A 17,754-nucleotide genomic window follows, 5' to 3' on the forward strand; every position below is an offset into this window, starting at 1 on the left:
AACCTGAACCGTGTCACCGTCGGCCGATCGGCCGATCGGCCGATCAGCCCGTCAGCCGATCAGTCGAGGACGTCCGGGATCGGGTCGGTGTTGCCGCGCTGCACTGCGGCCCCGGAGCCGGCACTCGAACCGAGCGCCCAGTCCATGAGCTTCATCGCGTCCGCGTAGCGCTCCTCGTCGTTCAGCAGGACGCCGATGACGGTCTTGCCGTTGCGGGTCGCGGAGTAGACGAGGCACTTGCCGGCGGCGGTGCCGGTGCCGGTCTTGACACCGGTCGCACCCGGATACGCGTAGCCGGTGGGACGCTCGCGGATCAGCAGGTTGCTGTTGCCCCAGGTGGCGTCGGTCGAGGTGCCGCCCGTGCTGTAGGTCGTCGCCGCCACGATCTTGGGGAAGGCGACGCCCGACATCGCGTACTTGGTGAGCTTCGCCAGGTCGCGCGCGGTGGTGAGGTTGTTGCCGGTCGGCGAGATGCCGTCGAAGGAGTCGTAGACGGTCTTGGTCATGCCCAGCGCCTTCGCCTTGGCGTTCATCTGCGCGATGAAGTCCGCCGTGCGGGCCTGGGTGGTCGCGCCCTGGCCGAAGGTGTCGGCGAGCGCGTAGGCCGCGTCGCAGCCCGACGGCAGCATCAGCCCGTACAGCAGCTGGCGGACCGTCGGGGTGGCGCCCACCTTCAGGTGGGCCGAACTGGCGCCCTCGCGGACGACGTAGTCCGCGTACTCCTGTTTGATGGTGACCTTCTGGTCGTAGTTCAGGTTGGGAGTCCGCATCACGACCTGGGCGGTCATGATCTTCGTGGTGCTCGCCATCTGCCGCTGGGTGTCGGCGTCCTTGCTGGTGAGCGTGGCCCCGCTGGTGGCGTCGATCAGGATCGCGCCGGCGGCCGTGACGGGAGGTGCGGCGACCGGGGCGGCGGACGAGGTCGGCGAAGCCGCCACCAGGAGCGCCCCGGTGGCGACCGTGACGGCGATCGCGCCGCGCGTGCGGCGCATCAGGTTCAGTATCAAATCGAATCCCCGAGAATCAGAAGAAGTCCGAGGGGCCCAGACGCCGAAGTGGCCTGTCCCCGTGGGGAGCTTACGCAGCGGATCCGACACCGGGACGTCGACGTGTGTGCGCCGGGGCGGCGGGCCGACCGCCCGGTCTGCTCGTCGGGGACCCGTCAGTCGGCGAGGCGCCCGAAGCGGCCCTTGTGGAAGAGGAGCGGTTCGCCCTCGCCGGCCGCGCCCATGGCCAGCACCCGGCCCACGACGATGAGGTGGTCCCCGCCGGTGTGGACGGCCTGGATCCGGCAGTCGATCCAGGCGGGCACGGCGTCGAGCTGCGGTGATCCCGTGACGGGGGCGGGGGCGTGGGTCACCCCGGCGAACTTGTCGGCGCCGCTGATGGCGAAGGACCGGCACAGCGCGCCCTGTTCGGCCCCGAGGATGTTGACGCAGAACACCCCGGCGCGGGCGATCCGCGGCCAGGTGGTCGACGTACGGGCCACCATGAAGGTGACCAGGGGCGGGTCGAGGGACAGCGAGGCGAAGGACTGGCAGGCGAAGCCGGCCGGGCCCTCCTCGCCCTCGCCGGGCGGTGCGGTGATGACGGTGACCCCGCTGGCGAAGTTTCCGAGTACGGCCCGGAACTCGGCGGGGGACACCGGCGCGCGCTCGTCCTCGCCGACGGCCCGCAGGTCGGGACGCGGCAGGGCGTCGACGGACTCGGGTCCCCGCTGCGCCGAGGCGGAGGTGGGGGAGCCGGTTGACCTGAGGTATCGGACGACGGTGGCCGCCATCCCTGCATGTCCCATCACAGCATCGATTGAAACTGACGACTCGTCAGATAGGAAGGGCCGGGGACGGGCGCTGTCGTGTGAGCGCGTTCGAGCGAGTGGCACGGCGCGACCGGCGGGGTGGAGCGGCTCCAGGACCCCGGACCCCGGCGGCTTTCGGCTCCTGCGCCGCGTGACACCGGCATCGTGGCCCTGGACGGCCGGCTCCGGCCCGCGCCGGTCGGGGTGGCCGTACACCCACACGGGTGAAACCAGCCGCCTCCGTGGGTCCGTACGCCCGGGCGGGGGTGGAGGCTCGGCATCGTGGCAGCGACCTCGTACCGCCGCCGTACCCCCGGAGGGCCCCATGCTCGGCACCGACTTCACCACCGGATCACCCAACTGGCTCGACCTCGGCAGCCCCGACACCACGGCTGCCGCCGAGTTCTACAGCGCCGTCCTCGGCTGGGAGTTCGTCTCCGCCGGGCCCGAGGCGGGCGGGTACGGGTTCTTCAAGGTGGACGGCAAGACCGTCGCCGCGCTCGGGCCGCTCACCGAGGAAGGGGCCACGTCCGCCTGGATGCAGCACTTCATGAGCCCCGACATCCAGGCCACGGCGACGGCCGTCACCGCCGGCGGCGGCAAGGTCCGGATGGAGCCCATGGACGTCATGGGAGAGGGGTGGCTGGCCCAGTTCACCGACCCGCAGGGCGCCGAGTTCGCCTGCTGGCAGCCCGGGAAGACCGGCGGACTCCAGCTGACCTCCGCCGACAACACGCTGGTGTGGACGGAGCTCCACGTGGCGGACCCCGTCGCCGCCATCGCCTTCTACACCGGGCTGTTCGGCTGGCGCAGCGCCGAGATGCCCGCTCCCGGAATGACGTACCGGGTGGTGAGCACGGCCGACGGAGACCAGCAGGACGCCTCCTTCGGCGGGGTCGCCCCCTTCATGGGGGAGAGCGAGGGCGAGCAGGCCCGCTGGGTGCCCTACTTCGCCTCGGCGGACGTCGACGCCACCGTCGCGTCGGCCAAGGCGAACGGCGGCTCGGTCCTCATGCCGGCCACCGACCTCCCCGAGGTCGGCCGCATCGCGTGGCTGGCCGACCCGGCCGGAGCGGTGTTCGCGCTGCTCAAGCCCGACCCCCGAATGTAGTCAGCGGCCGAGGTACTTGGGAGTGCGGCGCTCCACGAAGCTCGACACGCCCTCGTTCGCGTCGGCGGTGGTCATGTTGATCTCCTGAGCGGTGGCCTCGGCGGCGAGCGATGCCGCCCGGTCCCCGTCCAGGGAGGCATTGACCAGATGCTTGGTCATGGCCAGCGCCCGGGTGGGCCCCTGGGCGAGCCGCTCGGCCCATTCCCGGGCCGTCGCCTCCAGCTCCCCGGCCGCAACCATCCGGTTGACCAGGCCCAGGCGCTCGGCCTCGGCGGCCGGTACGGCGTCGCCGAAGAACATCAGCTCCTTGGCCTTCTGCGGGCCCACGAGCCGGGGCAGCAGGTACGCGCCCCCGCCGTCGGGGACCAGACCCCGACGGACGAACACCTCGATGAAGCGGGCCGAGTCGGCGGCGATCACGAGGTCACAGGCGAGGGCGAGGTGCGCGCCGATACCGGCGGCCGTGCCGTTGACGGCGGCGAGGACGGGCTTCTCGCAGTCGAGGACGGCGGTGATCAGGCGCTGCGCGCCGAGGCGGATCATCCGGGCGACATCGCCGGCGACCCGCTCGCCCGCGGGGGCGCCGGGGCTTCCCCGCAGGTCCGCGCCCGCGCAGAAGCCCTTGCCGGTGGCGGTGACGACGACGGCCCGCACGGCCGGGTCGGCGGAGGCCTCGGCGAGCAGCGCGATGACGCGCTCGCGCTGGTCCCAGGTGACGGCGTTCATGGCCTCGGGGCGGTTGAGGGTGATCCAGGCGACGCCGTTGTCGATGCGGTGGAGGACTTCGTCCTCCGTGATGCCGGTCATGGATGAACTCCCGTTCGGGGTGGGTCCGGTGTGGGGGCCTGGGCGCGGGGGCCGTCGCGGGGGCGCCGCCCCGGAACCCCCGCGCCCCGGACGCCGGCGGGGCTGAAAATCGTCAGCGGCAGATGGCGAGCGCGTCCAGGGCTACCGCCCCCTGCCCCCGCGGGAGCACCATCAGCGGGTTGATGTCCAGCTCGGACAGCTCGTCGCCCAGTTCCAGGGCCATGCGCTGGATCCGCAGCACGACTTCCACCAGGGCGTCCACATCGGCCGGCGGAGCCCCCCGTACGCCCTCCAGCAGCGCGTGCCCGCGCAGCTCCCGCAGCATCGCCCGCGCCTGGTCCTCGCCGAACGGCGGCACGCGGACCGCCGCGTCGTGCAGGACCTCCACTAGGACCCCGCCCAGCCCGACGGTGACCGTGGGGCCGAAGAGGTCGTCCTGGGTCACCCCGACGACCATCTCCACGCCCCGCTCCACCATCTGGCAGACCAGGATCCCGTCGAGCGGCACGTTCTCGTAGCGCGCGATGTCGGTCAGTTCCCGGTAGGCGTCGCGGATCTGGCTCGCGGAGGTGAGGCCGATCTTCACCAGGCCGAGCTCCGTCTTGTGGCCCAGCTGCGGGCCCGAGGCCTTCATCACCACCGGGTAGCCGACCAGCCCGGCCGCGCGGACCGCCGCCGCCGCGCTGGTCACCAGCTGCTCGCGGGGGACCCGTATCCCGTAGGCGCGCAGGAGCTGCTTCGCGGCGTGCTCGCTGAGCTGCTGGGACGGCCGCATGAGGGCCTGCGCCTTGCGGTACGAGGGCGAGGGCGTGCGGGGTGCGTCCTCGAAGGGGGAGCGGTAGCCGGCGGTGAAGCGGTGGTGGCCGAGGTAGGCGCGTACGGCGGTGATGCAGTTGCCGAAGGTACGGAAGGTGGCCACGCGGGAGGAGCCGAGGAGGGTGGTGCGGTAGGCGTCCTCGGTGCCGACGGGGGAGCCCCAGATCACGCAGATCAGCTTGTCGCTCTGCTCGGCGGCGTCCACCAGGTCCTGGGCGAGTTTGTCGCTCATGGGCGGGAAGGGGCCGGTGATCGGGCAGATCAGGACGCCCACGGCGGGGTCGGCGAGGATCGCGTCGATGATCTTGCGGCCGCGCCAGTCGCCGACCGGGTGGCCGCCGTTGTCGACGGGGTTGGCGACGTTCAGGTAGCCGGGGACCCACTGGTGGAGTTCGTCCTGCTTGGCCTGCGAGAGGGTCGGCAGGGTCAGGCCGGCCTCCGTGGCCAGGTCGGAGAAGTGGGCCCCGGTGCCGCCGGAGATGGAGTAGACGACGACCCCGTCGGCCCGGGGCCTGCGGGCCCGGGCGAGCAGGGCCGCGGTGTCCTGGAGCTCGTCGAGGCCGTCGACGCGGATGACGCCGAACTGGCGCATGGCGGCGTCCACGACGGTGTCGGCGCCGGTCAGCTTCCCGGTGTGGGAGGCGGCCGTGCGCGCGCCGGTCTCGGTGCGGCCGACCTTGACGGCGACGACGGGGACGCCGTTGCGTGCGGCCCGGTCGGCGGCGAGCAGGAAGGACCGGCCGTCCTTGAGGCCCTCCACGTAGCAGGCGATGGACCCGACCCCGGGCTGCTCGGCGAAGTAGGAGATGAAGTCGGAGGTCTCCAGGTCCGCCTCGTTGCCGGTCGGCGCCCAGTGGGAGAGCCGGATGCCCAGCTCCTGGAGGGCGTAGACGGGCCGGCCCTGGTGGCCGGACTGGGTGATGAGGGCGATCGCGGGGCCGTCGAGGTCCTCGCGGAACTCCTCGAAGGCGTTGAGGTTGGTGTTGGGGCCCAGCAGGCGCAGGCCGGAGCCCCGCACGGCGGCGCCGAGCCGCTCCTGGGCGGCGGCGCCGGCGTCTCCGGTCTCGGCGAAGCCGGAGGCGAAGACGACCGCGAACTTGACCTTGGTCTCCGCCAGTTCCTCGATGACGGGGAGCGGGTCGGCGACGAGGAGGACGGCGAGGTCCACCTGTTCGGGCAGTTCGGCCACGGAGGCGTGGCAGGTCAGCCCGAAGACGGTGGGGCGGGTGGGGTGCACGGGGTGGATCCGGGCGCCGACGCGCTCCGCCCAGGCGATGAGCTGGCGGGTGATGCCGGTGTTCGGTCGGCCCTCCGCGTCGGAGGCGCCGATGACTGCGACGGATTCGGGCCGGAAGAACCGGTCCAGGTCGGGCACGTCGGCGTACAGCGGTCGTCCGCTGACGTCCAGGGGGACCGCGTCGTCGGCGGAGGGGGCCGCCGACGAGTGGACGGCGTTCCTGGGTGACTCCCCGCAGGCCTCGACACGTGCGCGGAAGTCGGTGGTGAGGGTGCCGTGAGTAGATCCAAGCATCGTTGCCGCCCACTCCTGCTCGATGAACCTCGATGGAACGCAATAGCTGACGTGTAGTCAGATTACTGAACTGACGTGCCGTCAGGAACAGGGCTGCGCAGGAAAGGTGTGGAGGTGGTGTGTTGAATCCTCCCCCCCCTGAAGGGAGGGGATTCTTCACCCTCCAGGGCTGATCGGGGATTTCTGGCTCAGGCAGCCACCTGGGGCAGCGCCCCAGGTGGTCTTACGCCCTCGGCACCAGCCGGGTTGAGACCAGCCCGGCCCAGCATCACGCGGGCGGAGTTCTTGTCCCTGGGGGACACGGCTCCGCACACGGTGCAGGCATAGGTTCGTTCCGAGAGGGGGAGTGCGTGCTTGGTTCTCGCTCCGCACTGCGCGCAATCCATGGTGGTGTCCGCGGGGTGTACCAGGTGCACGGCACGGCCGTGCTTTCGGCCCATCTCGACCAGGGCCGTCTTCGTCGCGGAGATCGCCGCGTCGGCCGCCTTCCGCGCCATGGTGGACTTGGCGAGGAACTTCGGGCGGAAGTCCTCCACCGCCAGGGCGTCGTGGTCGCGGATCACACGCTCGGCCCATTTACGGCCGGTGTCCTGGCGCTGCCGGGCCACCTTCTTGTGCAGCTTCGCGACTCGCCTCTTCGCCCGCTCGTAGCCCTTCGAGCCGGGCTTGCCCTTCTTCGGTTTCCGGCGGGCCATCATCCGCTGATAGCGCGCGAGGCCGGCGGCGGCCTTCTTGCCGTGCTCGGAGTGCGGGAGGTCGTGGGGATCGCTGGTGGTGGTCGCCTTCACACCCCAGTCGGTACCGATCACCGCGCCGGTTTCCGCAAGCGGCTCGACCTCGGCGGGGACGACGAACGAGCAGTACCAGTGCCCGAGACTGTCCTGGTAGACACGCACGGAGGTCGGGTCGGCAGGGAGGCCGCGCGACCACACGACCGTCAGGGCGATCCCGCCCGCCAGGTGCAGATTCCCGTCCTTCAACCGAAAACCGCGCCGGGTGTAGTTGAGGGACGGCAGCGCTTCCCGCTTCTTCTTCCACTTCGGCATCCCGGCCCGACGCGCCATGGGCAGCCGTGCGCGGATGTCCTTCTGCGCCCTGGCCTTGGACTTGCCGAAGTCCCGGATCAACTGTTGCTGCGGAACCGAGGATCCATCCCGAAGCCAGGTGTTCTTTGTTCGGGCCTCGGTCAGCATCTTGTCGAGCTGGGCCGGACCACAGGTCCGCTTGTCGACACCCTCGGGCCGGTCCTTGTTCCACAGGTGCGTCTGCTTCGACTTCGCGCAGCACTCGTTCCACACCCAGCGACACCGGTCCCACTCCGCCGTCAGGGCGGCGAGCGCGGTGGACGACACGCGCACGCGGAAGGTCCACCGGGCATGTCCGGAATCCCCCGCCATCGGCGTCGTCACCATCCCAACCACCTATCCCCGACCACTGACAACAGCCGAAGGCACAGGTCGGACCAGATGCGAACCGACCTCCGGCGCTCCGCGCCTCCGACCCAAGGACCCATTCCTCCCCGGCCTGAAGGCCGGGGCCTCCTGAGAGAATTCCGGTGAAGTGAACGGTGACAGATCCCGCCCGGACCGGTCCAGGCGCGATTCGGCCGACACGGCGACCGGGCGGGTCGGGCCCGCCCGACCCTGGCCCTGCCTCGACCCCGGCCCGCCCGCCGCCTGACCCGGCCGCCGCCGTGGCTCAGGCGTGCCAGAGGGCGAACAGCCCGGCGAAGAAGGCCAGGGTGAACATCGGGACCCACCACGGCGCGGATCCCGCCTCCCGCGTCGAGCGCGACACGCGGGCCAGCAGCCGGGCGTTCAGCAGCCCGGCGGTCAGGCAGTAGAGCACCCAGAGCGGCTCGAACAGCCAGGCGGGCGATTCGAAGTAGAAGCTGTAGCCGAGCAGCCAGGTGTCGACCTGGGTGACGACGAGGAAGAGGTGTACGGCGAGGAGCCAGGGCAGCGTCAGCACCACGGCGATGTTGCGGATCAGCCAGCCGTTCTCGCCGAGCCCGACGCCGCCGGTCATGGACCACACCGCGCACACCGCGAGCAGCACCAGGTAGCCCCGGGACCGCGGCTCGCTTCACGCCGTCCAGGCGGCCTCCCGGATCCGGGCCGGAACGTTCCTGCCGGGCGGCTTCATGCGGCGCCCGCCCCGGACCGGGCGACCGCCTTGGCGATCTTCTCCGCGTCCATGGCCATCTCCCGGAACATGCCGCTGATGGGGTTCGAGAAGCCGGTGAAGTACAGGCCGCGCGCCTGCTCGGGGCAGCGGGCGCCGTGCGAACGGGGGCGGCCGCGCTCGTCGAGCACCCCCAGGTGGCCGACCAGCCCTTCCAGGGCCCGGCGGTAGCCGGTCGCCGCGATCACCGCCTCCGGCGTGATCCGCGAGCCGTCCGCGAGCACCACCTCGGCGCCGTCGAAGGCCTCGACCGCCGCCACCGGTTCCACCGTGCCGCTGCGCACCGCGTCGACCAGACCGACGTCCTGAACCGGTATCGACCCCTGCTTGACCCTGCTGTACAGGCCGGTGGCCGGGCGCGGGAGCCCGTACGCCGACAGGTCCGGTACGGAGGCCTTCGCGACGAGCGCGCCCAGCCGGTCCACCAGCCGAGCGGGCAGCCGGCGTACGAGGATCCCGCTGCGCTGGGCCGGCCAGCCGGCGGTGGAACGGCGCATGATGTGCGGCGCGGTGCGCACGGCGAGCCGCACCCGGGCCGCGCCGCCCTCGACGAGGTCGACGGCTATCTCGGCGCCCGTGTTGCCGACGCCGACGACGAGGACGTCCTGGCCGGCGTACGGCTGGGGGTTGCGGTACTCGCGGGCGTGCAGCAGCCGGCCCTCGTACCCGCCGCGGCCCGGCCAGTCGGGGAGTGCGGGGGTGTGGTTGTAGCCGGTGGCGACGACCACGGCCGCGGCCGACAGCTCGCGGCCGCCGCTGGCGTGCAGGATCCAGCCGTCCTCGCCCTCGGGTCCGGGCCCGGCGGGCTCGATCCGGGTCACCTCCACACCGGTGACCAGCTCCAGCTCGTGGAACTCGGCGTACCTCTCCAGGTAGCGCACGACATCGTCGCGGGAGACCCAGCGCCCGAAGCGGCGCGGCATGGCCAGGCCCGGGAGGGCCGAGAGCCGGCGCGTGGTGTGCAGGCGCAGCCGGTCGTAGTGCTGCCGCCAGGACGCGCCGACCGCGTCGGACTTCTCGACGACCACCGCGCGGACCCCGCGGGCGCGCAGCGCGGCAGCCGCGGCGAGGCCCCCGGGGCCGGCCCCGATCACGTACACGGGGCGGGGCTGGGTGTTCATGTCGGGTGCTGCGGGGTCTCCGGGCATGAGGTGTGATCGTATCGCCACGCTGGGTTGATGGGTCTCGGTCGGGCGGGGAATCGATTGCGGATCGATCACGGCGCGCGGGGCCCGCGACCGGCGGGCGGCCGGGGCCTTGCGCGATCGGCCCGGATCCGCTGAACTGACATGCCGTCAGATAGACCGTGCGCGTCGATCGCGAGAGGGGTGGGGCCGCCGATGCAGACCATCTGGCTCAGTGGGGCCGAATGGCTCGCCGTGCTCCGGATAGGCCTCGGCCTGTGGTGGCTGGAGAGCTGGCGGCACAAGGACAAGAAGGGCTGGTTCGAGCGCGGCACCGGCATCGCCTGGGCCGCCGACGTCGCCGGCAAACACCGCTGGACCTTCGTCAAGGGCGGCTTCGAGCTGGTCGTCGCACCGCGGCCGAAGGCGATGGCGTACATCGTCGTCTACGCGGAACTCGCACTCGGGCTGGGCCTCGTACTCGGCTTCCTGACCCCCGTCGCCCTGATCGGCGGACTCCTGCTGAACCTGCTCTACCTGGTGCTGATGATCCACGACTGGGCCGAGCAGGGCCAGAACGCGATGATGGCGCTCATCTCGCTCGTCGCGCTCCTCGCCATGTCCTGGCAGACCTGGTCCCTCGACGCGGCGATCGGACTCTTCCCGTGACCGGCACCGCGCGCTACGACCTCCCCGAGGCGGACGAGTTCACCCGCCCCTACTGGGACGCCGCGGCCGACGGCCGGCTCCTGCTGCGGCGCTGCGCCGACTGCGGGCGGGCCCACCACTACCCGCGCGAGTTCTGCCCGTTCTGCTGGGCGGGCGAGGACCGCGTGACGTGGGAGACGGCGAGCGGCCGGGCGACCCTCTACACGTGGTCGGTGATCCACCGCAACGACCTCCCGCCGTTCGGCACGCGCGTCCCCTACCCGGTGGCGGTCGTCGACCTCGCCGAAGGCCCGCGGATGATGACCGAGGTGGTGGACTGCGAGGCGGCGGAGCTGCGCATCGGCATGCCGCTGTCGGTCACCTTCCGCGAGGCGGCGGACGGCGTGTGGGTGGCGGTCTTCCGGCCGGCGCCACCGCACTGACGGTCGGGGTCAGGGCCAGAGCAGCTCGCGGACCCACGACCCGTCGGCGGTACGCGAGTACCGCAGGCGGACGTGCCGGCGGGCGGCGTCCCCCTGGAAGAACTCCACCTCGACGGGCGCCAGTACGTACCGTGTCCAGGTCGGAGCCGGCGCGTCCGGCTCGGCTCCGGCCCGCTCCCAGGCCGCCGCCGAGACCCTCGCCAGCTCCTCCGCGGAACCGAGCACCTCGCTCTGCCGGCCCGTGAGCGCGGCGGCGAGCGCACCGCGCGAGCGGACCGCCAGGTCCGCCCGGCTCTCCTCGGGCCCACAGGCGGTGACCCGGCCCCGGACGCGGACCTGACGGCCCACGGCCGGCCAGTAGAACCCGAGCGCCGCCTCCGGCCGCATGGCCAGCTGCACGCCCTTCGCGCTGGTGGCGTGCGAGGCGAAGTGCCAGCCGCGCGCGTCGGCGTCGTGCAGCATCAGTGTCCGCACATCGGGCCGCTCCTGGGCGTCCACCGTCGCCAGACTCATGGTGTGCGGCTCCGGCTGTCCCGCCCGCGCGGCGTGCACGAACCACTCCCGGAAGAGCGCCAGGGGCTCACCGGGCGCGGTGCCGGGGTCGAATCCCGGGAGCGGGCAGTCCCACACGCGCAGGGAATGCAGGGTGGCGTCGAAGTCGTCGGCGGTGGTGCGGCCGGTTCGGGGGGTGCCGCTGGTGTCGCTGCTCATGCGGGCCATGGAACAGCAGGGGCGGGGTGAGGGGCCAGGGGGCTTTGCGCGGCGGGGTCGGATCGTGGGGCGATGAGTTTTCCGTTCCGCAGGAGTCATACCTACGGCACGCGGGCGCACCCGCACCCCGCACCCGCACCCCGCACCAGCATCCAGCCCGGAGGCTTCGCATCATGGCCGAGACAGTGAAGGGCCCCGCCGGCTACTTCCCCTCGATCGAGAAGAAGTACGGACGTCCCATCGGGGAATGGCAGGACCTCGTTCGCTCCTCGCCGCTGACCAGGCACATGGAGCTCGTCGCGTGGCTCAAGGCCGAGCACGGCCTGGGGCACGGTCACGCCAACGCGCTCGTCGCCCACACGCTCGCCGAGGGCAGGTAGCGGCTCCGGCCCCCGGGCGGGGGCTGCTCACCCCCGCCCCAGCAGGACCGTGCCCGAGGAGCAGAACCAGCCGCCCGTGCCCGAGGCCAGGGCTATCTCCGGGAGACGGCCGCCGGGTTTGGTGACCTGGCCGGCCCCCGCCTCGCCGCGGAGTTGGCGGACCGCCTCGACCAGGAGGAACAGGCCGCGCATGCCGGGGTGGCAGGCCGAGAGGCCGCCGCCGTCGGTGTTGACCGGGAGTTCCCCGTCGCGCAGCAGGCGGCCCTTCTCCACGAAGGCCCCGCCCTCGCCCTTCGCGCAGAAGCCGAGGTCCTCCAGGGTCACCAAGGTCATGTAGGTGAAGGCGTCGTAGATCTCCGCGAGGTCCACGTCCGCGGGGGTGAGGCCGGCCCGCTCGAAGGCGATGCGCCCTGAGACCGCCGCCGGGGACACGGTGAAGTCCTCCCACTCCGACATGGTGGTGTGCGAGACGGACGTGCCCGCCCCCAGGACCCAGACGGGTGCCTTCGCGGTGTCCGGTACGTAGTCCTCCGCCGCCAGGAGCACCGCGCAGCCGCCGTCCGAGCGGATACAGCAGTGCAGCTTGGTGAAGGGGTCGGCGATCATCTCGCCGCCGAGTACGTCCTCGACCGTGATCGGATCGCGGAACATGGCGTCCGGGTTCGTCGCCGCGTTCACACGGGCCTGTACGGCCACGGAGGCGAGCTGGTCCAGAGTCGTCCCGTACTCGTGCATGTGGCGGCGGGCGGCCATGGCGTACTTGGAGATCAGCGTGTGCCCGTACGGGACCTCGAACTGCAGCGGTCCCCGCGCTCCGAAGGAGAGGTCGGAGGTGCGGCGTCGCGCCTTGATGTCCGCGCGGGCCGTGGAGCCGTAGACCAGGAGCACGGCGTTGGCGTGCCCGGCGGCGATCGCGTCCGCCGCGTGGGCGGCCATGACCTCCCAGGTGGAGCCGCCGACCGAGGTGGAGTCGACCCAGATGGGGCGCAGGCCCAGGTACTCGGCCACCTCGACCGGTGCGAGTGTGCCGAGGCCGGCCGAGGCGAAGCCGTCGATGACGGAGCGCTCCAGGCCGGAGTCGGCCAGGGCACGGCGGGCGGCCTGCGCGTGCAGGGCGTAGGGGGTGGGGCCGTCGACCCGGCCGCAGTCCGAGAGGGCGACGCCCACCACCGCGACCTTCCGGCGGGCGCGGGTCGCGGGTCCGGTCGCTGTTCCGCCCGCAGGTCGGGATGTGGGTCGGGACATGGGTCCGGATGCGGGTCCGGACTGGGGTCCGGATATGGGTCCAGGCATGAGGGGACGGTATATCTGACGGTACGTCAGGCGCTAGACCCCCGCCGCGCAACCGGCCCGCGTCGCCCCCTGTGCATCTGACTCGTCCCGCCCTAACATGACGCCCCGTCAGACACCCCCCAGCTGCCGCTGGGAGGTGCCCCCGGGAGGAGCCCGACGATGGATGCCGCCTTCACCGCGGAGCAGGACGAGATACGCCGTACCCTGCGCGAGATCCTCGCCAAACGCTGCGGCCCCGACGAGGTGAAGGCCGCCGTCCGCACGGCCGCCGGACACGACCGTGAGCTCTGGCAGCAGCTCGCCCGGCAGCTCGGGCTGCCGGGCATCGCCATCGCCGAGGAGTACGGCGGTGTCGGCTGCGCCCCCGCCGACCTGGCCCTGGCCTGCGAGGAGACCGGACGGGCGCTGCTGCCGTCGCCGCTGCTGGCCACCGCCGCGCTGTGCGTGCCCCTGATCACCGCCCTCGGCACCGAGGCCCAGCGCTCCGCGTTGCTCCCGCCGCTGGCGACGGGCGGGCTGACCGCCGCCCTCGCCGTCAGCGGCCCGGCGCTGGCCACCGCCCTCGCGCTGACCGGCGAGGACACCTCCGGGCAGTGGTCCGGCGGCGGCCGCGCGGGCGGAGTCCAGGCCCGGGCCGTCGCCGACACCGCCTTCGCCGCCGACACCGCCGATGCCGCGGACGGCTGGCGGCTGTACGGGGAGGCCGCCCAGGTGCTCGACGGCCACAGTGCGGGGCTGCTGCTGGTCGCCGCGCACACCGGCGGCTTCGCGCGCAGCCGCACGCTGCTGTTCCTCGTACGGGAGGATGCGCCGGGGCTCGTACGGTCCCGGCAGGCCGTCCTGGACGAGACGCGCCCGCAGGCCAGGATCGAACTGCGGGACGCGCCGGCGGAGTTGCTCGGCGACGAAGGGGCCGACGTGCTCGGCACGCTCGCCGCCACCGGACGTACCGCCGCCGCCGTGCTGGCCGCCGAGGCGGTCGGCGCAGCCGGTCGGGCGCTGGCCCGCACGGTGGAGTACGTACGTCAGCGCGAGCAGTTCGGCCGGGCGATCGGGTCCTTCCAGGCGGTCAAGCACCGCCTCGCGGACCTGTACGTGCAGGTGCAGGCGGCCCGCTCGGCGGCCTACTACGCCGCCTGGGACCCGGACCAGGGCGGCCTCGCGCTCGCCCAGGCCCTGGAGGCCTTGCGGGTGACCGCGGGGGAGGCGATCCAGCTGCACGGCGGCATCGGCTTCACCTGGGAGCACGACGCGCACCTGTACTTCAAGCGGGCGGCGGCCGACGAGCTGCTGTTCGGCCCGGTCCACCGGCTGCGGGCGCACGCCGCCGACCGCGCGGGCCTGTTCGCGGACCCGGCGGCGGCTGCGGTGCGGGCCCCGGCGCGATCTCTCGCCCCGCCCGCGCCCACGCCCCCGCCTCCGCCCGCACAAGAGAAGGTGGCCGTCTGATGGCTCCCGGCGTCAAGCTGATGCAGAAGGTCTCCTCGACCCTGCTCTTCGCCAAGATCGCACCGCACATCATCCCCGCCATGGACAAGGCGGTGCACAGGCTGACCCGCGGCAAGGTCATCCTCAGTGCCCAGATGCTGCCGGGCGTGATCCTCACGGCCAAGGGCGCCAGGACCGGTGAGCCGCGCACGACCCCGCTCGCCTGCATGCCGGAGAACGGCGGTACGACGTGGATCCTGATCGGCTCCAACTTCGGCCGGCCCGGGCACCCGGCATGGACCGGGAACCTGCTCAAGCACCCGGACGCGGACGTGAGTTGGCAAGGCCGGGACATCCCCGTCCGGGCCCGGCTGCTGGCGGGTGAGGAACGCGCGGAGGCGTGGCGGGCGGTGCTGGGGTTCTGGCCGCCGTACGCGACGTACCAGGCGCGCATCGAGCGCGAGATCCGGTTGTTCCGCCTGGAGCGTCGCTGATCGCAGGCGATCGGGCGTGGTCGGCGGGCCCCTGGAGGGCGTCCGGGGGTCCGCCGCTACTTCGTGGGCTTCTTGCCCGTGATGCCGAGGTGGACGAGCAGCGCCAGGTTCGGCTTGAGCTCGGCCTGCTTGACGCCCCAGGTCTGGAAGCCCTTCTGGTGCGAGGCGACCGCGGCCAGCATCGCGACCAGTGAACCGGCCATCGCCGCGGGGCTGATGTCCTTGTCGACCTTGCCCTTGGCCTGGAGCTCCTTCATCGATTCCGTGAGGGAGTTGGTGACCGAGTTCAGGATCTTCATGCGGATCTTGTAGAAGCGCTTGTCGCCCTCGGCCGCGCCGAGGTCGACGACACGCAGGATCGCGTCGTTGCGGCGCCAGAACTCCAGGAATCCCTCGACGAGTTCCTCGGCGGTGGCCCACCCTGACTTGCCGACCCAGGTACGGCCCTCGACGAGCGACGTCAACTGCGCGCCCTCGGTGGCCATATGTTCGGCGATCTCCAGGACGGCGCCCTCGACGTCCGGGAAGTACTGGTAGAAGGTCGCGGGGGAGGTACCGGCCTTGCGGGCGACGTCGATCACTTTGACGTCGCGGTACGGCGAGGAGCTGAGCATCTCGCTGAGGCAGTCGAGCAGCTTCTGCCGCGTCGCCTGGCCGCGCCGGCCGGCGACACGCCCGTCGACGGTGCGTACTTGTCCTGTCATGCCGTCAGCTTACCGAGGGGTGATCGGCGCGCTATTCGGCCGCCTGCAAATGGGGTTACGGGGTCCCTGGCCTGGGCGGAAGGCGGCGCCGGGCGGCCGTGGGGGCGCATTTCGGACGCGAATCGGATCCCGCGAGCCGTGGCCGACCCCCGTCCGGGCCCGTGCGCGCCGCTCGGGTCGCCCCGGCCGCCCGCCACCCGCGCCCCGCCCTGCCCCGGCCCGGGCGGGTCACCCGGTTCCGCAACGTTTCCCCCGAATAGTCTTATCAACAGGCTGTGGACAAGTTTTCGGGCGGATCATGGCTGAGAGGGTTGGGAGGGTACAGACCCCCGCACAACGGAAGGAAACGGGCCCATGGCCGCATTCGCCGAAGGCGCACCCTGCTGGGTGGACGCCTCGCTTCCGGACGTCGAGGCGGGCAAGCGCTTCTACGGTGAGCTCTTCGGGTGGACCTTCGCCGACAGCGCGGGCGCCGAATACGGCCACTACACCCAGGCCTACAGTCGCGGCCGCAACGTCGCCGCCCTCGCCCCCAAGCCGGACGGCCGCATGCCCACCGTCTGGGGGATCTACCTCTACACCACCGACGCCTACGCCTGCGCCCAGCGCATCCGCGCCGCCGGCGGCCAGATGGTGATGAACCCGATGCCGGTCGGCCCGTACGGCACCGCGGCGATGGCCGCCGACCCCGGCGGCGCCGTCTTCGGCCTGTGGCAGCCCGGCACCCACCACGGCTTCGACGCCCAGCAGGAGCCGTACACGTACTGCTGGAGCGAGGTCTACACACGGGCCCGCGACGCCGTCGACGTCTTCTACGCCAAGGTCTTCGGCTACGTGCCGCAGGACCAGGACGACGCCGGCGTCGAGTACCGCATCTGGTCCCCGCCCGGGACCGCGCCCGGCACGGACACCGCCGTGCTCGGCCGCAGCCTGATCACCGACGCCTTCCCCGAGGCCATGCCCGCGCACTTCCTCGCCTATTTCGCCGTGCCGGACTGCGACCGGTCGGTCGCCATGGTGCAGCGGCTCGGCGGCAGGGTCACGGCCGATCCGTTCGACACCCCTTACGGGCGGATCGCGGTCGTCGCCGACAATCAGGGGGCGGTCTTCGGGCTGCTCTCGAAGCCCCGCACGAAGCCGGACGCGTGACGGGCGTCCCGCCGACCGGGCCGCGTGGCCCGGATCGCCCCGGTTCCGGGAAGATCGCCGAGCAGATCACACCGCCCTGCTCGACGTGCCGGGGCCGGACCGGGTCAGGGCCTGACAGAATCGGGGTTGCTCGACCCGGGCGGCGCCCGGAGTGAGACGCTGCACGGGGCAGGGCCCCGTGCCGGTGGATGCGGGCCCGCTGAGTGGCCCGTACGGGGAGGTGTGGAGGCGAGTGGTGGAGCAGCTGACGCAGCACGACCCGAGACGGATCGGCCCCTTCGAGGTGCTGGGACGGCTCGGCGCCGGCGGCATGGGGCTGGTCTATCTCGCGCGGTCCGCGTCCGGACGGCGGGTCGCGATCAAGACGGTGCGCACCGAGCTCGCCGAGGACCAGCTCTTCCGCGTCCGCTTCACGCGTGAGGTGGAGGCGGCCCGCGCCGTGTCGGGCTTCTACACCGCGGCCGTGGTCGACGCCGACCCGCGCGCCGCCGTGCCGTGGCTGGCGACCGCGTACGTCCCGGCGCCCTCCCTGGAGGAGATCGTCAACGAGTGCGGGCCGATGCCCGCCCAGGCCGTACGGTGGCTCGCGGCCGGTATCGCCGAGGCCTTGCAGTCCATCCACGGCGCCGGCCTGGTCCACCGCGACCTGAAGCCGTCCAACGTGCTCGTCGTCGAGGACGGCCCGCGCGTGATCGACTTCGGCATCGCGAGCGGGGTCTCCAACACCCGCCTGACCATGACGAACGTCGCCGTCGGCACCCCCGCCTACATGTCGCCCGAGCAGGCCAAGGACTCGCGCAGCGTCAAGGGCGCGAGCGACGTCTTCTCGCTCGGCTCCACCCTCGTCTTCGCCGCCACCGGGCACCCGCCGTACCACGGGGCGAACCCGGTGGAGACGGTCTTCATGCTGCTGCGCGAGGGTCCCAACCTGGAGGGTCTGCCCGCCGAGCTGCGGCCGCTGATCGACTCCTGCATGCAGATGGACGCCACGCTCCGGCCCACTCCGGCCGACCTGCAGGCGCAGCTCGCCCCGCACCTGTTCGACGGCGGTGACGACAGCGGCACCGCCTCCGCGTGGCTGCCCGCCCGGGCCGTCGCGATGATCGAGGCCCGGCGCGCGGGGCACCGTACGC

The 17,754-nt window shown here is 72.4% G+C and carries 18 protein-coding genes; 8 read left to right on the forward strand and 10 right to left on the reverse strand.

Annotated features, from left to right (window positions below):
• Nucleotides 1–59: 59 nt before the first annotated feature.
• On the reverse strand, nt 60–992 hold the full coding sequence (locus ACWGIU_RS07580; RefSeq protein ID WP_453703361.1) for a D-alanyl-D-alanine carboxypeptidase family protein: 933 nt from the start codon (nt 990–992) through the stop codon (nt 60–62).
• 170 nt (nt 993–1,162) lie between these two features.
• Complete coding sequence (locus ACWGIU_RS07585; protein WP_453703395.1) at nt 1,163–1,780, reverse strand: flavin reductase family protein; 618 nt, start codon at nt 1,778–1,780, stop codon at nt 1,163–1,165.
• Nucleotides 1,781–2,123: 343 nt separating this feature from the next.
• On the opposite strand from ACWGIU_RS07585, the gene ACWGIU_RS07590 reads away from it, so the two are divergent.
• On the forward strand, nt 2,124–2,909 hold the full coding sequence (locus ACWGIU_RS07590) for a VOC family protein (RefSeq protein ID WP_453703363.1): 786 nt from the start codon (nt 2,124–2,126) through the stop codon (nt 2,907–2,909).
• On the opposite strand, the gene ACWGIU_RS07595 is transcribed toward ACWGIU_RS07590, so the two are convergent.
• From ACWGIU_RS07595 to ACWGIU_RS07615, 5 genes are all read right to left on the reverse strand, one after another.
• Complete coding sequence (locus ACWGIU_RS07595) at nt 2,910–3,716, reverse strand: enoyl-CoA hydratase/isomerase family protein (protein ID WP_453703365.1); 807 nt, start codon at nt 3,714–3,716, stop codon at nt 2,910–2,912.
• Between the two features lie 112 nt (nt 3,717–3,828).
• Nucleotides 3,829–6,063, reverse strand: coding sequence for an acetate--CoA ligase family protein (locus ACWGIU_RS07600; RefSeq protein ID WP_453703367.1), 2,235 nt, complete (start codon nt 6,061–6,063; stop codon nt 3,829–3,831).
• Between the two features lie 188 nt (nt 6,064–6,251).
• Nucleotides 6,252–7,475: an RNA-guided endonuclease InsQ/TnpB family protein gene (locus ACWGIU_RS07605; protein ID WP_453703369.1), complete on the reverse strand. Its 1,224-nt coding sequence runs from the start codon at nt 7,473–7,475 to the stop codon at nt 6,252–6,254.
• Between the two features lie 286 nt (nt 7,476–7,761).
• A complete protein-coding gene (locus tag ACWGIU_RS07610) occupies nt 7,762–8,091 on the reverse strand; it encodes a hypothetical protein (RefSeq protein WP_453703371.1) in 330 nt (109 codons plus the stop codon).
• Between the two features lie 113 nt (nt 8,092–8,204).
• Entirely contained in the window at nt 8,205–9,395 is a 1,191-nt protein-coding gene (locus ACWGIU_RS07615; protein ID WP_453703374.1) for a flavin-containing monooxygenase, read from the reverse strand.
• A 192-nt stretch (nt 9,396–9,587) separates the two neighbouring features.
• Between ACWGIU_RS07615 and ACWGIU_RS07620 the strand changes: the two genes are divergently transcribed.
• Nucleotides 9,588–10,040 carry a DoxX family protein gene (locus ACWGIU_RS07620; RefSeq protein ID WP_453703376.1) on the forward strand — a complete coding sequence of 151 codons (453 nt, stop codon included), beginning with the start codon at nt 9,588–9,590 and terminating at the stop codon, nt 10,038–10,040.
• Nucleotides 10,037–10,462, forward strand: coding sequence for a Zn-ribbon domain-containing OB-fold protein (locus ACWGIU_RS07625; RefSeq protein ID WP_453703378.1), 426 nt, complete (start codon nt 10,037–10,039; stop codon nt 10,460–10,462). Before ACWGIU_RS07620 ends, ACWGIU_RS07625 begins: the two co-directional genes overlap by 4 nt.
• Before the next feature lie 9 nt (nt 10,463–10,471).
• Here ACWGIU_RS07625 and ACWGIU_RS07630 read toward each other — a convergent pair whose 3' ends face one another.
• Nucleotides 10,472–11,173 carry a pyridoxine/pyridoxamine 5'-phosphate oxidase gene (locus tag ACWGIU_RS07630; RefSeq protein WP_453703380.1) on the reverse strand — a complete coding sequence of 234 codons (702 nt, stop codon included), beginning with the start codon at nt 11,171–11,173 and terminating at the stop codon, nt 10,472–10,474.
• Between the two features lie 173 nt (nt 11,174–11,346).
• On the opposite strand from ACWGIU_RS07630, the gene ACWGIU_RS07635 reads away from it, so the two are divergent.
• Entirely contained in the window at nt 11,347–11,553 is a 207-nt protein-coding gene (locus tag ACWGIU_RS07635; protein ID WP_453703382.1) for a DUF4287 domain-containing protein, read from the forward strand.
• Nucleotides 11,554–11,580: 27 nt separating this feature from the next.
• Here the strand turns inward: ACWGIU_RS07635 and ACWGIU_RS07640 are convergent, their stop codons facing one another.
• Nucleotides 11,581–12,798, reverse strand: coding sequence for a thiolase C-terminal domain-containing protein (locus ACWGIU_RS07640; RefSeq protein WP_453703384.1), 1,218 nt, complete (start codon nt 12,796–12,798; stop codon nt 11,581–11,583).
• 207 nt (nt 12,799–13,005) lie between these two features.
• Here ACWGIU_RS07640 and ACWGIU_RS07645 point away from each other — a divergent pair, with 207 nt between their 5' ends.
• The gene (locus ACWGIU_RS07645) at nt 13,006–14,295 is read left to right on the forward strand and encodes an acyl-CoA dehydrogenase family protein (protein WP_453703386.1); all 1,290 of its coding nucleotides are present in this window, start codon (nt 13,006–13,008) and stop codon (nt 14,293–14,295) included.
• Nucleotides 14,295–14,768 carry a nitroreductase family deazaflavin-dependent oxidoreductase gene (locus ACWGIU_RS07650; protein ID WP_453703388.1) on the forward strand — a complete coding sequence of 158 codons (474 nt, stop codon included), beginning with the start codon at nt 14,295–14,297 and terminating at the stop codon, nt 14,766–14,768. The genes ACWGIU_RS07645 and ACWGIU_RS07650 overlap by 1 nt, the downstream gene beginning before the upstream one ends.
• A 56-nt stretch (nt 14,769–14,824) precedes the next feature.
• On the opposite strand, the gene ACWGIU_RS07655 is transcribed toward ACWGIU_RS07650, so the two are convergent.
• Nucleotides 14,825–15,472, reverse strand: coding sequence for a TetR family transcriptional regulator (locus tag ACWGIU_RS07655; protein ID WP_453703390.1), 648 nt, complete (start codon nt 15,470–15,472; stop codon nt 14,825–14,827).
• A 354-nt stretch (nt 15,473–15,826) separates the two neighbouring features.
• Here ACWGIU_RS07655 and ACWGIU_RS07660 point away from each other — a divergent pair, with 354 nt between their 5' ends.
• The gene (locus tag ACWGIU_RS07660; protein WP_453703392.1) at nt 15,827–16,621 is read left to right on the forward strand and encodes a VOC family protein; all 795 of its coding nucleotides are present in this window, start codon (nt 15,827–15,829) and stop codon (nt 16,619–16,621) included.
• A gap of 232 nt (nt 16,622–16,853) precedes the next feature.
• A partial coding sequence (locus ACWGIU_RS07665; protein ID WP_453703393.1) for a serine/threonine-protein kinase occupies nt 16,854–17,754 on the forward strand: 901 nt, incomplete at its 3' end.

The sequence above is a fragment of the Streptomyces sp. NPDC054840 genome (assembly GCF_053611065.1).

Bases quoted from the DNA above. Each gene is read 5' to 3' on its own strand.
- ACWGIU_RS07580 (WP_453703361.1), bottom strand. From the start codon at position 992: ATGCGCCGCACGCGCGGCGCGATCGCCGTCACGGTCGCCACCGGGGCG.
- ACWGIU_RS07585 (WP_453703395.1), bottom strand. From the start codon at position 1,780: ATGGCGGCCACCGTCGTCCGATACCTCAGGTCAACCGGCTCCCCCACC.
- ACWGIU_RS07590 (WP_453703363.1), top strand. From the start codon at position 2,124: ATGCTCGGCACCGACTTCACCACCGGATCACCCAACTGGCTCGACCTC.
- ACWGIU_RS07595 (WP_453703365.1), bottom strand. From the start codon at position 3,716: ATGACCGGCATCACGGAGGACGAAGTCCTCCACCGCATCGACAACGGC.
- ACWGIU_RS07600 (WP_453703367.1), bottom strand. From the start codon at position 6,063: ATGCTTGGATCTACTCACGGCACCCTCACCACCGACTTCCGCGCACGT.
- ACWGIU_RS07605 (WP_453703369.1), bottom strand. From the start codon at position 7,475: ATGGTGACGACGCCGATGGCGGGGGATTCCGGACATGCCCGGTGGACC.
- ACWGIU_RS07610 (WP_453703371.1), bottom strand. From the start codon at position 8,091: ATGACCGGCGGCGTCGGGCTCGGCGAGAACGGCTGGCTGATCCGCAAC.
- ACWGIU_RS07615 (WP_453703374.1), bottom strand. From the start codon at position 9,395: ATGCCCGGAGACCCCGCAGCACCCGACATGAACACCCAGCCCCGCCCC.
- ACWGIU_RS07620 (WP_453703376.1), top strand. From the start codon at position 9,588: ATGCAGACCATCTGGCTCAGTGGGGCCGAATGGCTCGCCGTGCTCCGG.
- ACWGIU_RS07630 (WP_453703380.1), bottom strand. From the start codon at position 11,173: ATGAGCAGCGACACCAGCGGCACCCCCCGAACCGGCCGCACCACCGCC.
- ACWGIU_RS07635 (WP_453703382.1), top strand. From the start codon at position 11,347: ATGGCCGAGACAGTGAAGGGCCCCGCCGGCTACTTCCCCTCGATCGAG.
- ACWGIU_RS07640 (WP_453703384.1), bottom strand. From the start codon at position 12,798: ATGTCCCGACCCACATCCCGACCTGCGGGCGGAACAGCGACCGGACCC.
- ACWGIU_RS07645 (WP_453703386.1), top strand. From the start codon at position 13,006: ATGGATGCCGCCTTCACCGCGGAGCAGGACGAGATACGCCGTACCCTG.
- ACWGIU_RS07650 (WP_453703388.1), top strand. From the start codon at position 14,295: ATGGCTCCCGGCGTCAAGCTGATGCAGAAGGTCTCCTCGACCCTGCTC.
- ACWGIU_RS07655 (WP_453703390.1), bottom strand. From the start codon at position 15,472: ATGACAGGACAAGTACGCACCGTCGACGGGCGTGTCGCCGGCCGGCGC.
- ACWGIU_RS07660 (WP_453703392.1), top strand. From the start codon at position 15,827: ATGGCCGCATTCGCCGAAGGCGCACCCTGCTGGGTGGACGCCTCGCTT.